Origin of the sequence: Sphingopyxis sp., assembly GCF_025869345.1 — a bacterium.
In the GTDB taxonomy this organism is placed as follows: Bacteria; Pseudomonadota; Alphaproteobacteria; order Sphingomonadales; family Sphingomonadaceae; genus Sphingopyxis.
In genome coordinates, this window is record NZ_JAOZVW010000094.1 from 11,798 (window position 1) to 26,401 (window position 14,604).

Below are 14,604 nucleotides of genomic sequence, written 5' to 3' on the forward strand. Positions count from 1 at the left end.
TGTCGCCAGATGGGATGATCGATGGCGCTTTGGTGTGAGCAGGCATGGCTTCCGGAAGGGTGGCGCAGCAATGTGCGCCTGACCCTTGAAAAGGGGAGGATTTCCGCAATCGAAACGGGTGCCGAAGCTGCGTCCGGCGACGAACGGCACGCGATTTTTCTGCCCGCCATGCCCAATCTGCACAGCCATGCCTTCCAGCGCGGCATGGCGGGACTCGCCGAGCGCGCGGGGACGGGCGATGACAGTTTCTGGACGTGGCGCGAGGTCATGTATCGCTTCGTCGATCGCCTCGATCCCGAGGGGATGGCGGCGATCGCCGCGCTCGCCTTTGCCGAGATGCTCGAAAGCGGCTTCGCGCGCGTCGGCGAATTTCATTATCTTCATCATGATGTTGACGGGCGACCCTATGACGATGTCGGGGCGATGGCGCAGGCGATCGCCGCGGCGGCGGGCGAGACCGGCATCGCGCTGACCCTGCTCCCCGTCTTTTACGCCCATTCGGGGTTTGGCGGCGCTGCGCCGACGCAGGGCCAGCGGCGCTTCATCAACGACGTCGACCGCTATGCGCGGCTGCTCGAAGCGGCGCGCGGTGCGGTCGCGGGTCTCGACGACGCGGTCGTCGGCGTCGCGCCGCACAGCCTGCGCGCGGCGACCGCGGACGAGCTGGCGGCGGTGACCGCGCTGGCGCCGGGCGCGCCGGTCCATATCCATATCGCCGAGCAGCTGCCCGAGGTCGAAGCCTGTCTCGCGTGGAGCGGCGCGCGGCCGGTCGAATGGCTGATGGATCACGCCGACGTCGGCGCCGGCTGGTGCCTCGTCCACGCGACGCACATCACCGACGCCGAGCGCGCTGCGATCGTGCGCAGCGGCGCGGTCGCGGGTCTCTGCCCGATCACCGAGGCGAACCTCGGCGACGGCCTGTTCCCCGCGCGCGCCTTCCTCGCCGAGGGCGGGCGCTTCGGGGTCGGTTCGGACTCGAATGTCGAGATCGACGCCGGGGCCGAACTGCGCCTGCTCGAATATGGCCAGCGGCTCGCGCATCGCGGCCGCAACCTGCTGGCGGACGGCGCGGGGCAGTCGACCGGGGCGAGCCTCTGGCGCGGCGCGCTCGCGGGCGGCGGACAGGCGCTCGGGCGGTCCACGGACGGCCTCGCGGCGGGTGCGGCCGCCGACATCGTCAGCCTGAAAGCCGACGACCCCGCTTTCGCCGGACGCAGCGGCGACGCCATCCTCGATAGCTGGATTTTCGGCGGCGGCGCGCGCCGCGTCGATTGCGTCTGGCGCGGCGGCGTCAAGCGGGTCGAGGGCGGGCGCCATGTCGCGCGCGATGCGATCGACGCGCGCTATCGCGCCGCGATGGCGAAGCTGCTCGGATGACGCAAAGCAGCGCCATCCACGCCCAGATCCGCCGCGATATCGAGGCGCGGATCATGTCGGGCGAATGGGCGCCCGGGACGCGCATCCCCTATGAGCATCAACTGATGGCGAGCTATGGCTGCTCGCGGATGACGGTGAACCGGGCGCTGCGCGCGCTGATCGAGGCGGGGTTGCTCGAAAGCCGGCGGCGCGCGGGCACCTTCGTCTCGCACCCGCGCATCCACCGCGCCGCACTCGAAATCCCCGACATCCGCGACGAGATCGCCGCGCAGGGCGAGGCCTATCGCCTCGACCTCGACCGCCGCGAGCTTCGCGCCGCGAGCGAGGAGGACAAGCGCCTGCTCCAGATCGAGGGCGGCGAGGTGCTCGCGCTCGAATGCCGCCACCATGCCGGCGGCCGCGCCTATGCGCTCGAACGCCGCCTGATCAACCTGTCGGCGGTGCCCGAGGCGGCCGAGATCGATTTTGCCGCCGAGCCGCCCGGTTCATGGCTGCTCGCGCACGTCCCCTGGACCGAGGCCGAGCACCGCATCACCGCTTTCAACGCCGGCGCCAAGGAACTGGTCGCGCTCGGCATTTCGGCGGGCGCGGCGTGCATGGCGCTCGAACGCTGGACGTGGCGCGGCGCGGAGCGCATCACCTATGCGCGGCAGGTCTATCCCGGCGACCGCTACGCCCTCGTCGCCCATTTTCGCCCCTGAAGGATAAGAGTCATGGATTTCTCGCGCCTCGAAACCAGCAGCAAGATCGGCGACGGCTGGACCTATCCACCGACCGTGGCGCGGAGGAGCGGCTGGCTCGACGTCGATGCCGAGGCCGGGCATCGCATTTATTGGGAAGAATATGGCCCAGCGGACGGCGAGCCCGTGATGTTCCTCCACGGCGGCCCCGGCGGTGCCTGTTCGCCTGAGATGGCGCGCTTCTTCGACCCTGCGCGCTACCGCGTCATCCTGTTCGACCAGCGCGGCTGCGGCAAGAGCGAGCCTAATGTCGCGGCGGCGGGTCCGGCGGCGGCGCTGCGCAACAACACCACCGCCGACCTGATCGGCGATATCGAGAAGCTGCGCGATGCGCTCGGCATCAGCGGCCGGATGCACGTCTTCGGCGGTAGCTGGGGCAGCACGCTCGCCATGGCCTATGCCATCGCTTTCCCGCAGCATTGCGCCAGCCTGATCCTGCGCGGTATCTTTCTGGGCGCGGCGGAGGACCTTCTCTATCTCTATCAGGGCAACGCCGCGACGTGGCACGAAGCGCCCCATGCGCTGACCGCACCCGGCGCCTATATCTCCTACCCCGGCGAATGGGGCGAATTGCTGTCGGTGCTGACCGTCGCGGAGCGCGGCGACGTCATGGCGTCGTACAAGGCGATCTTCGACATGGCGCCCGCGAACGAGGAAGAGCGCGCGAAGCAGCTTCACGCTGCCCTGACATGGTCGCTGTGGGAGGGAGTTATTTCGAACATGATCCCCGAGACCGCATCGACGGGCAAGTTCGGCGACGCCGATTTCGCGCTCTGCTTCGCGCAGATCGAGGCGCATTATTTCGCGAACGATCTGTTCATCGAACCGGGCCATCTGCTCGGCCATGCCGATGTCCTCGCGTCGATCCCGGTGCATATCGTCCACGGCCGCTTCGATCAGGTCTGCCCGCTGACGCAGGCGTCGCGGCTGGTCGACGCGCTGCGCGGCGCAGGCGCCGAGCCCGCGACCTATGTGATCACCAACGCCGGGCATAGCGCGATGGAGCGTGAGAATGCGCTGGCGCTCACCGCGATCATGGACGGACTGCCGCGCCCCGGCGCCTGACGGAGCGATCCGCGACGCGGCGCGTTTCCCTTTCCGGTTTGCCGGACAGGAGAGGGAGAGCCATGCAGCATCTGTTCACGCGGATCGCCTCGCGCGCCGCGCATGTCATGGGTCAGCCCGCGACCTTCATCGTGGCGGCCGGGTTCATCGTCGTCTGGGCCGCGAGCGGGCCGCTGCTGCAATATTCGGACACCTGGCAGCTCATCGTGAACACCGCGACGACGGTGATGACCTTCCTCGCGGTTTTCCTGATCCAGAACAGCCAGAACCGCGACGGCGCCGCGATGCAGGCCAAGCTCGACGAGATTTTGCGCGTGCTCGAAAAAGCGCGCAACGAATTCGTCGGCATCGAGCATCTGACCGACGCCGAGATCGAGAAGATCCGCGACGCGCTCGAAGCCGACGTCACCGGCAAGGAGGGCAATGGCGACGCCGTCGGCACCACGGTCGAACGCCTGCTCAAGCGGCTTTAGGGCGGCGTGCGCTTAATTTGCAACGCCCCCACCGTTCGTGTCGAGCGAAGTCGAGACACCCATCAGTATGGCGCAAGGGGATGGATGTCTCGACTTCGCTCGACACGAACGGAACGGTGGGTCAGATTTAGGGCTCGATACCTCTTGGGCGATCCGTTCGTCATTGCGAGCGACGAAGCCGCGCGGCAATCCAGAGCAGGCGTAAACCGCTCTGGGTTGCTTCCCCCGGCTTTCGCCGGGGTCGCAATGACGATCTTCTAAAGCCCCGCGCCGCCGAGCTTATAGGTGAGTTGCAGGAACACGCTCCGCCCGATGCTGTCGAACCAGCTCGTGTTGTAATAGGGATAGCTCGACCAGGTCGGGTCCTTCACCGGCATCTTGTCGAACAGGTTGCGCACCGTCAGCGACCCGCGCAGATGATCGGTGAAGTCGTACTGCATCGTCGCGTTGAAGAGGTAGCTCGCCTTGATATAGGCGTCCTCGTCATAGTTGGGCAGCTTGCCGAGGCGGGTGCCCGACAGGGTGAGCTGGAACCCGCGATCCTCCCAGGTGATGCTGCCGTTCGACTTGTCGCGCGGCAGATAATAGCTGCTGTCGGCCGCCAGCTTGTTGATGAACGGATCGCCCGGATATTGCTGGAACGTATGCTTGAACACATGGCTGTGCGCGAGCGACAAAGTGAAGGTGCCGATCCCGGTCGGCACGCTGCCGCGGAAGGCGAGGTCGATGCCGCTCGTCTTCTCGCGCGCGATGTTGATCGGGTTGACGCGGATCGACGCAATCTGACCGTTTTGAACGGTATCGGGGAAGCGCGTGATGCGCTCGAAGGCGTCGATGCAGGTCGGCGAGTTCGGGTCGAGTTCCGTCGGCCCTCCGGGCGTGACCGGGCTCCAGCGCGCTTCGGCGCGCGCCAACGTGTCGAGGCTGAGGTCGTCGACCTGATTGTCGAGCGTGACGCGGAAATAATCGACTGACACATGCAGGTTGCGCGACGGGGAGAAGACCAGGCCTGCGGTCAGCGTGCGGCCGGTTTCGGGCTTCAGGTCGCGGTTGCCGGTGCGGTTCACGACCACGCCGATGTCGGCATAGTCGCACTCCTCGATGTCTTGCCCGGCGCACAGGCGATAATCGTTGACGCCGCCTTCGACATTGCCCGGCCCGGTGAACAGATAGTGCAGGTCGGGCGCGCGGAAGGCGGTGCCATAGGCGGCGCGCAGCAGCAGGCTGTTCGTTGGCCGCACCTCGATCCCGCCGTTATAGGTGAACTTACCGACATTGCGGCCCGCGAAGCCGAAGCGGTCGTAGCGGCCCGCGCCGTTCAGCGTCACGAATTCGAGCACCGGCACGCGGATTTCGCCGCCGATCGCCGCGTGGCTGCGCTTGCCGGCGCCATCGCTGTCCTTCCAGCTGAAATAATAGTCGGTAAGCGCGAGCGGGTCGGGGCGGAGGTTATAGCCCTGCTTGCCATATTCGGCGACCGCCGCGAAGCCGACCGGCCCGGCGGGAAGCTGGAACAGCTCGCCGTTGGTCAGCGTGGCCTGCAGGTTGTTCGTCCAGCTATAGGGGCGATAGACGGTGTCGGCGGAGATGCTTTCATATTCGGCCCGCGTCAGCGCGGTATAGAGCCGCGCGGTATCGGGATTGAAGATCGGATAGCCGCTGTCCTCGTCGAACCCGTCCTGCTCGCCCAGGAACAGCGCCTTCGCCTTGCTGTTGATGATCTGCGGCCAGCGCACCGTCGACTGATAGCGGCTGTAGTTGAACGACAGTTCGTAATTCCAGGCATTGCCGAAATTGCCGCGGATGCCGGGCGTGATGCTGTAGGTCGTCTGCTTGCTGCGCTGCATCTCCAGCCCGCCGGTTTCCTCGGGCGTGAACTGGCGGCCCCAATCCTCGAGCTGGCCGGTGGTGCCGTTGAAGAAATAATTGTCGGAACTGCTCGACGACTGCTCGAACGACCAGCTCGTCACGTCGTACATCAACCGCACTTTGCTGATCCCGAGCTGGAAATCGGCGAACAGCTTGGCGTTGTCCGACAGCTCGTAGGAGAGGGTGCCGAAGCTGTTGAAGCCCTTGCGGCCCGAGATGATCGTGCCATAGCCGATGGAGGTCTTGCTGCCGCAATAGTCACCGTAGCGCGGCCGGTTCGCGAGGAAGATCGATCCGCCGTTGAGGCCGGAAAGCGCGTCGCACGCGCCGTCGGGCGGCGTGATATAATCGACATCCTCGTCGGCGCGGTAGAAGGTGCGCCGCGCGATCGCGGTCGAGGCGACCGGGCTGTCGTCGGTGCTGTCCTGGATCGCGCGATCATAGCCCCACAGCGGGCGCTGATCGAGATATTCGATGCCGCCGACGATGTTGAAGCGTCCCGACGACCAGCCGCCGGTCGCGGTGAAGCGGTGCGACATGCCCCCGCCATGCTCAGTGCGGCCGTGGCGATAGTCGAGCGTCAGCCCGTCGAGCTTTTCCTTCATCTTGAAGTTGACGACGCCCGCGATCGCGTCGGAGCCATAGATGGCCGATCCCGCGCCGCTCAATATCTCGACCTTGTCGATCAGGCTGACCGGGATGTTAGAGATGTCGGTGAAGTTGCTGCGGCCGATATAGGGCAGCGGGAAATCGGCGATGCGGCGGCCGTTGACCAGCACCAGCGTGTGGTTGGGGCCGAGCCCGCGCAGGTCGACCTGCTGCGCGCCGGGGGTGAAGTCGGCGCTGCTGCCCGACTGCGGGCTTTGCGTTTCGCCGCTGTTCTGCGTCATCGCCGCGAGCAATTCGGGAACGCTGGTATAGCCGTTGGCGCGGATCGTGTCCGATGTGATCGTCGTGACCGGCGACGGGCCCTGATCCTTGATCGTCGGGATGCGCGATCCGGTGACGACGATCTCCTCGCCGCCCGTATCGGACGCCTCCTGCGCATAGGCCGGCGCCGCAAGCGCTGGCAGCGACGCGCCGATGCCGAGCAAGATGCGAAAAGTCTTTTTGCCGAAAACCGTCATCCCATACACCCCTGGTTGCTCCGCCGCAGCGATTCCGCGGTCGGATATTTCATCCCTTGGATCAGAAACCGTCGAAAATTTCAACCAATATGACGCATATCGAAATCATATTGTCTAATGGTGCGATCATTATGTAACATCGCCCTATCACCGGAGGCGAGGAAAGGGATGAGAATGCCGCGCAGGATCGGGCTCAACTGGCTTTTGACTTTACTGGCGCTGCTTGCGGCGCTGCCGCTCGTCCCCGCCGCCGCGAAGGAGGCGAAAGTGCAGCCGGTCGAACATTATGTCTTCGGCAAGCTCGGCACCCCGACGCCGGGGCCGGTGTCGGGCGGCCTGCTGCTGATGGGCGGCGGCGACCGCAATATCGACGCGATGAAATGGTTCTTCGCCAAGGCCGGGAACGGCCATATCGTCGTGATCAGCGCCTCTTATGGCAAGGAGATGGGGCAGGAGTTTTTCCATGATGTCGGCGGCATCCAGTCGGCCGAAATCTTTGTCTTCCACGACCGCTCGCAATCGACCGATCCGAAAATCCTCGACCGGCTGCGCAAGGCCGACGGCATCTTCATCGCGGGCGGCGACCAAGCACGCTACGTCCGCTTCTGGCGCGGCACGCCGGTGAACGAAATTCTCGACGCGCATGTCGCGGCGGGCAAGCCGCTCGCGGGCACCAGCGCCGGGCTCGCGATGCAGGGCGAAAAGCTCTATGGCGCGATGGACGGCGGCAGCATTACCAGCGCCGAAGCGCTCGCCGACCCGTTCGGACCCGCGAACACGATCGAGGGCGACTTTCTGCACCTCGCGCTGCTCAAGGGGATCGTCACCGACACCCATTTCAAGGAGCGCGACCGCCTCGGCCGCCTCTTCGCTTTCCTCGCCAAGGCCGAGGCCGATCGCCCGGCCGATGCGCCCGCGATGATCGGGCTCGGGGTCGACGAAAGCGCGGCGCTCGCGGTCGAACCCGACGGGACCGGGCGCATCTATGCCACCGCGCCCGACGGCTATGCCTGGGTGGTCGACGGCGCCGGACTGCGCGGCGTGACCGGGCGCGGCCCGCTCGACGCGCCGCGGATCAAGGTCACCGGCGTCGGGCCGGACTCGCTCGTCCATCTGCCCTCGGGGCAGGTCGATCGTCCCGTCTTCATCCGCAATTACGCCGCGCGCGCGGGCGCGATCGCCGAAGTGCCGCGCTGGTCGCTCGCGATCCACGGCGGCGCCGGGGTGATCGAGCGCGGATCGCTGAGTCCGGAGAAGGAGAAAGCCTATCGTGCCGGGCTCGACGAGGCGTTGCGGGCGGGCGCCGCCGTGCTCGACAAAGGCGGCCCCGCGCTCGATGCGGTTGCCGCCGCGGTGCGGGTGCTCGAGGACAACCCGCTGTTCAACGCCGGGCGCGGCGCGGTGTTCACCGCCGACGGCCGCAACGAGCTCGACTCCGCGATCATGGACGGCAAGACGCAAAAGGCGGGCGCGGTCGCGGGCGTCACGCGCACGCGGCATCCCGTCGACCTTGCGCGCGCGGTGATGGACAAGAGTCCGCATGTGATGCTCGCGGGCGCGGGCGCCGACAAATTTTCGGTCGAGCAGGGACTCGAACAGGTCGAGCCCGGCTGGTTCCGTACCGAGGAGCGCTGGCAGCAACTGCTCGCCTGGCGCAAACGCCAGCAGGCGGCGGTCGATCCGACCCATTTGTTCGGCACCGTCGGGGCGGTCGCGCTCGACGCCGACGGCAATCTCGCCGCCGCGACCTCGACCGGCGGCATGACCGGCAAGCGCTGGGGCCGCATCGGCGATTCGCCGATCATCGGCGCGGGCACCTATGCCAAGAACGGCCAATGCGCGGTGTCGGCGACGGGGTCGGGTGAATATTTCATCCGCGAAAGCGCCGCGCGGCAGGTCTGCGACCGCGTCGCGTGGAAGAGCGAAAGCCTGAAGGACGCGGCCGAGGGCACGATTATGGCGGTCGGCGCGATCGGCGGCGACGGCGGGCTGATCGCGATGGGTCCCGACGGACACCCCGCCTTTGCCATCAACGACCTCGGCATGTATCGTGGGCGGATGAGCGCCGGGGGGTCTCCTGAAACAGCGGTCTTTGCCGACGAGAAGCTGGCCGATTGATGGCGAGCGGCAGCGTCAGCCTCGACGAGATCGACGAGCGGCTGCTTACCCTGCTGCGCGACGATGCCCGCCAGACGATCGCGCAGCTCGCCAAGGAACTCGGCACTTCGCGCGGGCAGATATATTCGCGCCTCGCGCGGCTGGAGGAGGACAAGGTCGTCGCGGGCTACACCGTCCGCCTCGGCCACGCCTTCGCCGCCAGCCGCGTCCGCGCGCACATGATGATCAAGACGCTGCCGCGCTATCACCGCGAGGTCGAACAGGCGCTCGCCGCGCTGCCGCAGGTGCAGGCGATCCACGCGATCAGCGGCGAATATGACATCATCGCGATGCTCGAGGCCGAGGACGGGGGCCAGCTCAACGAGCTGATCGACGACGTCGGGCTCCTCGACGGGGTCGAGCGGACCACGACCTCGGTCATATTGGCGACGAAGATCGAGCGATAATCTGGAATAGATGTTGGTTTCAGCCGGGCTCTTCGTGGCCCGGTTGCCGCGCCTTGTCGCACGCTTCCAGGGGATGCCCGACCAGTTGTGCCTCGCGCCCAGCCATCGGCCCCGACCCTCCATCGACGCAGCTCAGCGCGGATACTCGCATGGCCCGCGCGCGGCCTCCCGCTTCGCTTTGAGCACCCCGGTGAATTGCCCCTTGCGCAGGCCACACAATCATGTTAGAAAAATTACATAAGAAAATACAAGTTCAATTATTATCATATAGGGAGAGGTCGATGTGGACGAAAGCGGTCTTGTGCGCCTTGCCCTTGATCCTGGTTGCGGGCCCCGCTTCGGCGCGTGAGCGCCCAGGCACGCTCATCGCCGATGTCTCGATCGTCGATGGGACGGGCGCGCCGGCGCGCTCTGGCGCCGTCCGCATCGTCGACGGGCGGATCGATTGCGTCGGCCCTTGTCATGCCGCACCCGGCGACGCGCGTGTCGATGGGCATGGCGCGACGCTGGCGCCCGGCTTCATCGATACGCACAGCCATCATGACGAGGGCCTGGCCGAGGCGCGGCAGGCGTCCCCGCTGGTGCGGGAGGGCGTCACGACGATCGTCGTCGGGCAGGACGGCTTCAGCGCGCTGCCGGTCACGCGATTGTTCGACGCGTTCGGCGCCAGCCCGGCGGCGGTCAATATCGCATCCTATGTCGGCCATGGCAGCGTTCGTGAGGCGGTGATGGGCGCCGACGCCAAGCGCGCCGCCCGCCCCGACGAGATCGAGCGGATGAAGGCGCTCGTCGCCCGCGCGATGGACGATGGCGCGATCGGCCTGTCGACAGGCCTGGAATATGAACCCGCAATCTATTCGACCCATGCGGAGGTGCTGGCGCTGGCGCAGGTCGCGGCGGATCATCACGGGCGGTATATCAGCCACATGCGCAGCGAAGATGTCGGCATCGACGCCGCGATCGACGAACTGCTGACCATCGGCCGGGTGACCGGGATGCCGGTTCAGATTTCCCATTTGAAGATCGCAACGGTCGACCGGTGGGGCGATGCGCCCGCGTTGCTCCGGCGCCTCGACGCGGCGCGCGCCGAGGGTATCGACGTGACCGCCGACGTCTACCCCTATGACCGCTGGCAATCGAGCCTCGACGTGCTGCTGCCGGCGCGCGACTTCACCGATCTGAAGGCGGCGCAGTTCGCACTCGATCATCTGGCGAAGCCCGCGGACCTCATGCTCTCGGGCTTTCCGCCCGATCCGTCGCTCGTCGGCAAGACGGTCGCCGATGTCGCCCGGATGCGCGGCGTCGCCCCGGCGGAGGCGTTTCTGGCGCTCAACCGCGAGGCGGCCGCCAAGGGTGAGGGCAGCAGCGTGATCGCCCGTTCGATGTCGGAGGATGACGTCGCCGCGCTGATCGGTTGGGAGCACAGCAATATCTGCTCGGACGGACAGCTTACCGATCTCCATCCCCGGGGCGCCGGTGCGTTTCCGCGCATCTATTCCTGGCTGGTGCGCGGCCGCAAGACGCTGACCCTGGAGCAGGCCGTCCACAAGATGACGGGTCTGGCCGCAAGCCATATGGGGTTCGCCGATCGCGGACGCATCGCACCCGGAATGGCCGCCGATCTCGTCCTGTTCGACCCGGCGACGATCGCCGACGGGGCGAGTTTCGCCGATCCGTCGGCACCGCCCGTCGGCATCCATGCGGTCTGGGTCAATGGGATCGCGGTGCTTCGCAACGGGGCGCCGACGGGGGCTTTGCCCGGCCAGGTCCTTCGCCGCCAGACCCCATCCATCACTAACTGACAGAGGGCCGAATGATCCCACCCCTTCTCCTTTTCCTTGGCGACGCGCCCGATATCGGCTGGGCGAAGACCGCATCGGGGCTGGCGCAATGGCGGCCGGAAGACTGCGCGGGGCAGGTCCGGCTCGACGGATGCGGCGTCGATCTGGGGCTTCCCGATATGGACATCGCCGCCGCCAGGGCCGCGGGCGTGCGCACGATGGTGGTCGGGATCGCCAATGACGGCGGTTTCATCGCCGACGCCTGGGTGCCGCATCTGGTCGCGGCGCTCCGCGCCGGGCTGGATCTTGCCGCGGGGCTGCACGAGAGGCTGGCCGATCATCCCGCGATCGCGGCGGCGGCGCGCGAGACGGGGCGATCGCTGCATGATCTGCGCCGCCCGGACCGCGTCTTTCGCCCCGGGACCGGGAAAAAGCGCACCGGCAAGCGGCTGCTCACCGTCGGCACCGATTGCGCGGTGGGCAAGAAATACACGGCGCTCAGCCTCGAGCGCGAGATGACGCGCCGCGGCATGGCCGCGACCTTCTGCCCGACCGGCCAGACCGGCATCATGATCACCGGCCGCGGCATCGCCATCGATTCGGTGGTCGCGGACTTTATTTCGGGCGCGGCCGAATGGCTGTCGCCGGCGGCAGAGCCGGACCATTGGCACATTATCGAAGGACAGGGCGCGCTGCTGCACCCCGCCTATGCCGGCGTGACGCTGGGGCTGGTCCACGGCAGTCAGCCCGATGCCCTGGTGATCTGTCACGAAGCCGGTCGCGCGGAATTGCAAGGCTATGAAGGCGACTTTGCCTGCCCGTCGCTGCGCGAGGCGCTCGATGTCCATCTGGCGGCCGCCCGCCTCACCAACCCGGCGGTGCGGGGCGCGGGTGTCGGCCTGAACACGTCGCTGCTGGACGAGGCCGCGGCGCGCGATGCCCTGAAACGCGCCGAGGACGAGACGGGTCTGCCTGCCTGCGATCCCCTTCGCTGGGGGGCAAGCGCGATCGTCGATCAACTGGCGGGGGACCATTGGGGATGATTTGACCGTGGCCCCCAAGCGAGGGAGCGGCGGCAGAGGAAACAAGAAAATATCGGGAGGGTTTATGAACGGTCCGAATAGAATCCTTTGCTCATCGGTCGCCGCGATGTTGGCAACGACCAGCCTATGCACCTCGGGAACCGCGCTGGCGCAGGAGGCGGGTGCCAGGAGCACGGACAACGAGATCATCGTCACCGCGCAGAAGCGCGAACAGAATCTCCAGGACGTGCCGATCAGCGTTCAGGCGTTGGGCGAAACGCGACTGGAAAATGCCCAGGTCGCGAGCTTCGACGATTATCAGAAGCTTTTGCCCAGCGTCAGTTCGCAATCCTATGGCCCCAGCCAGTCGCAGATCATCTTTCGCGGCGTCACCAGCGGCAGCGATGGTTTGCAGACCGGGTCGCTGCCGACGAGCGGCCTGTATATCGACGAAATCCCCGTCACGACCATCTACGGCTCGGTCGATTTCCACGTCTACGATATCGCCCGCATCGAAGCGCTGTCGGGGCCGCAGGGGACGCTGTTCGGCGCCAGTTCGCTGTCGGGCACGCTGCGGATCATCACCAACAAGCCCGATCCGTCCGGCTTTTCGGGGTCGGTCGATGCGCAGGTGAACAAGTTCGGCAAGGGCGATTTCGGCGGCTCGCTGGAGGGTTATCTGAACCTGCCGCTTTCGCCGTTCGCTGCCGTGCGCGTGGTCGGCTTCTACCAGAAGGACGGCGGCTATATCGATAATATTCCGGGCACCCGCACTTTCACGCTCGACGATGCCGACCCCGACACCAATCTGACCGTCGACAACCACGATCTCGTCAAGCAGGATTATAACGACGTCGAAACCTATGGCGGCCGGATCGCGCTGGGAATCGACCTGAACGAGGATTGGACGGTCACGCCGCAACTCCTCTATCAGCATCAGCTCAGCCATGGCGGGTTTCTGTTCGACCCGCGCAAGGGCGATCTGAACGTCACCGACTATTTCCCGTCGCGCAACCTCGATCGCTGGTATCAGGCCGCGCTGACGATTCAGGGCAAGATCAGCAATTGGGATCTGGTCTATTCGGGGGGCTATTTCGAACGCAAGATCGACAGCACGTCCGACTATTCCTATTATACCGTCGCCTATGATACCTATGGCTATTACGCCAATTACTTCCCCGACGGGAACGGCGGCTTTCTGGACCCGCAGCAATCCTTCTACGGGTCCGACCATTATACGAAGCAGACGCACGAGCTGCGCCTCTCTTCGCCGTCGCAAAATCGGTTCAGGCTGACCGCCGGGCTTTTCTATCAGCGCCAGACCGATACGGCGCGCACCAATTACGACATCGCCGGGATCGGCAGCATCCCCACGCCGATCTGGGCGACGCCGTTTCCCGCCAGCACCGGCGACCCGGACTCGATCTTCATGACCCGGGTTTTCCGGGTCGACAAGGATTATGCGGTTTTTGCGCAGGGCGAATATGATATCCGGCCCAACCTTACCCTGTCGGCGGGCATTCGCGGGTTCCGGGCGAAGAATTCGATCGTCGGCTTTTCGGGCATCGCCACCGGCAGCGCGATCGACAGCTGTGTGCGGCCGTCGCCGACGCCCGACAAGCTCTGTATCAACATCGACAAGAATACCCGGCAGGACAGCTATACCTACAAGTTCAACCTGAGCTGGAAACCGACGCCCGACCTGCTCCTTTATGCGACGCTGTCGAGCGGGTTCCGGCCCGGCGGCAACAACCGCCGCCCCAACGTCGATCCGTTCAAGGCCGATAAGCTCTATAATCACGAGATCGGCTGGAAAGCCGAACTCGGACGCTTCACCTTCAACGGCGCCGCCTTTTACCAGAAATGGAAGGACATGCAGTTCGGGCTGGTGCCGCTGAACAACAACGGCATCACCAACATCTACAATGCCGGGGACGCGAATATCTATGGCGTCGAAAGCGATCTGTCCTACCGCGCGAACGGCCTCAGCCTGGTCGCGGCGATCGCCTATATCGACGCGCGGCTGGCGACCAATTTCTGCCAGATCGACCCCGTCACGCAGAATATCGTCTGCCTGCCGGGGATTCCCGCGGCGGCGCCCAAGGGAACCCGGCTGCCCGTGCAGCCGAAGGTGAAGGGCAATGTGACCGCGCGCTATGAATTCTCGGCGGGCGCGAACAAGACCGCGTTCGTTCAGGCGTCGATGTTCTTTCAGGACGGCACCCGATCTTTCCTGACCGACGAGGATTTCGCCGCGATCGGATCGACGAAGGGCTTCGCGACCTTCGACCTGTCGGCGGGGATGACGATCGGCGACTGGAAGGTGGAGGCGTTCGTCCAGAATCTGTTCGACCGGCGCGGCCAACTCAGCCTCAACACTTATTGCGCGACCACTTTCTGCGGGCCGTACCGGCGCATCTATCCGACCAAGCCGCAATTCTTCGGGCTGAAGATCGGCACCGAATTCTGAACCGAACCGGCGGCCCGCCTCGATCGACGGGGCGGGACGCGCGCCTTTCGGACGCCGCCGCGCGGCGTTCGCCGACCAGCCGCGTCGATCGTCGATGACGGCTTTGAGGGATATCG

10 protein-coding genes are annotated in these 14,604 nt (G+C 66.0%); 9 read left to right on the forward strand and 1 reads right to left on the reverse strand.

Annotation, left to right across the window (positions count from 1 at the left end; all coding sequences use genetic code 11):
- The first annotated feature begins 21 nt into the window (after window positions 1–21).
- From OJI97_RS09950 to OJI97_RS09965, 4 genes are all read left to right on the forward strand, one after another.
- Window positions 22–1,377, forward strand: a complete 1,356-nt coding sequence (locus OJI97_RS09950) for a formimidoylglutamate deiminase (protein WP_297663099.1) — start codon at window positions 22–24, stop codon at window positions 1,375–1,377.
- Window positions 1,374–2,078, forward strand: coding sequence for a histidine utilization repressor (gene hutC, locus OJI97_RS09955; protein ID WP_297663101.1), 705 nt, complete (start codon window positions 1,374–1,376; stop codon window positions 2,076–2,078). The genes OJI97_RS09950 and hutC overlap by 4 nt, the downstream gene beginning before the upstream one ends.
- 12 nt (window positions 2,079–2,090) lie before the next feature.
- Window positions 2,091–3,182, forward strand: coding sequence for a prolyl aminopeptidase (gene pip, locus OJI97_RS09960; protein WP_297663103.1), 1,092 nt, complete (start codon window positions 2,091–2,093; stop codon window positions 3,180–3,182).
- A 62-nt stretch (window positions 3,183–3,244) separates the two neighbouring features.
- Window positions 3,245–3,655 carry a low affinity iron permease family protein gene (locus tag OJI97_RS09965; RefSeq protein WP_297663105.1) on the forward strand — a complete coding sequence of 137 codons (411 nt, stop codon included), beginning with the start codon at window positions 3,245–3,247 and terminating at the stop codon, window positions 3,653–3,655.
- Window positions 3,656–3,912: 257 nt separating this feature from the next.
- On the opposite strand, the gene OJI97_RS09970 is transcribed toward OJI97_RS09965, so the two are convergent.
- The gene (locus OJI97_RS09970; protein WP_297663107.1) at window positions 3,913–6,651 is read right to left on the reverse strand and encodes a TonB-dependent siderophore receptor; all 2,739 of its coding nucleotides are present in this window, start codon (window positions 6,649–6,651) and stop codon (window positions 3,913–3,915) included.
- Between the two features lie 174 nt (window positions 6,652–6,825).
- Here OJI97_RS09970 and OJI97_RS09975 point away from each other — a divergent pair, with 174 nt between their 5' ends.
- From OJI97_RS09975 to OJI97_RS09995, 5 genes are all read left to right on the forward strand, one after another.
- Window positions 6,826–8,769: an isoaspartyl peptidase/L-asparaginase gene (locus OJI97_RS09975; RefSeq protein WP_297663109.1), complete on the forward strand. Its 1,944-nt coding sequence runs from the start codon at window positions 6,826–6,828 to the stop codon at window positions 8,767–8,769.
- Window positions 8,769–9,215 (forward strand): Lrp/AsnC family transcriptional regulator, encoded by a 447-nt coding sequence (locus OJI97_RS09980; RefSeq protein ID WP_297663111.1) that lies wholly within the window; start codon window positions 8,769–8,771, stop codon window positions 9,213–9,215. The genes OJI97_RS09975 and OJI97_RS09980 overlap by 1 nt, the downstream gene beginning before the upstream one ends.
- Window positions 9,216–9,496: 281 nt before the next feature.
- Window positions 9,497–11,017: an amidohydrolase family protein gene (locus OJI97_RS09985; RefSeq protein ID WP_297663113.1), complete on the forward strand. Its 1,521-nt coding sequence runs from the start codon at window positions 9,497–9,499 to the stop codon at window positions 11,015–11,017.
- An 11-nt stretch (window positions 11,018–11,028) separates the two neighbouring features.
- A complete protein-coding gene (locus OJI97_RS09990) occupies window positions 11,029–12,039 on the forward strand; it encodes a DUF1611 domain-containing protein (protein WP_297663115.1) in 1,011 nt (336 codons plus the stop codon).
- 106 nt (window positions 12,040–12,145) lie between these two features.
- Window positions 12,146–14,488, forward strand: coding sequence for a TonB-dependent receptor (locus tag OJI97_RS09995; protein WP_297663117.1), 2,343 nt, complete (start codon window positions 12,146–12,148; stop codon window positions 14,486–14,488).
- Window positions 14,489–14,604: the final 116 nt, after the last annotated feature.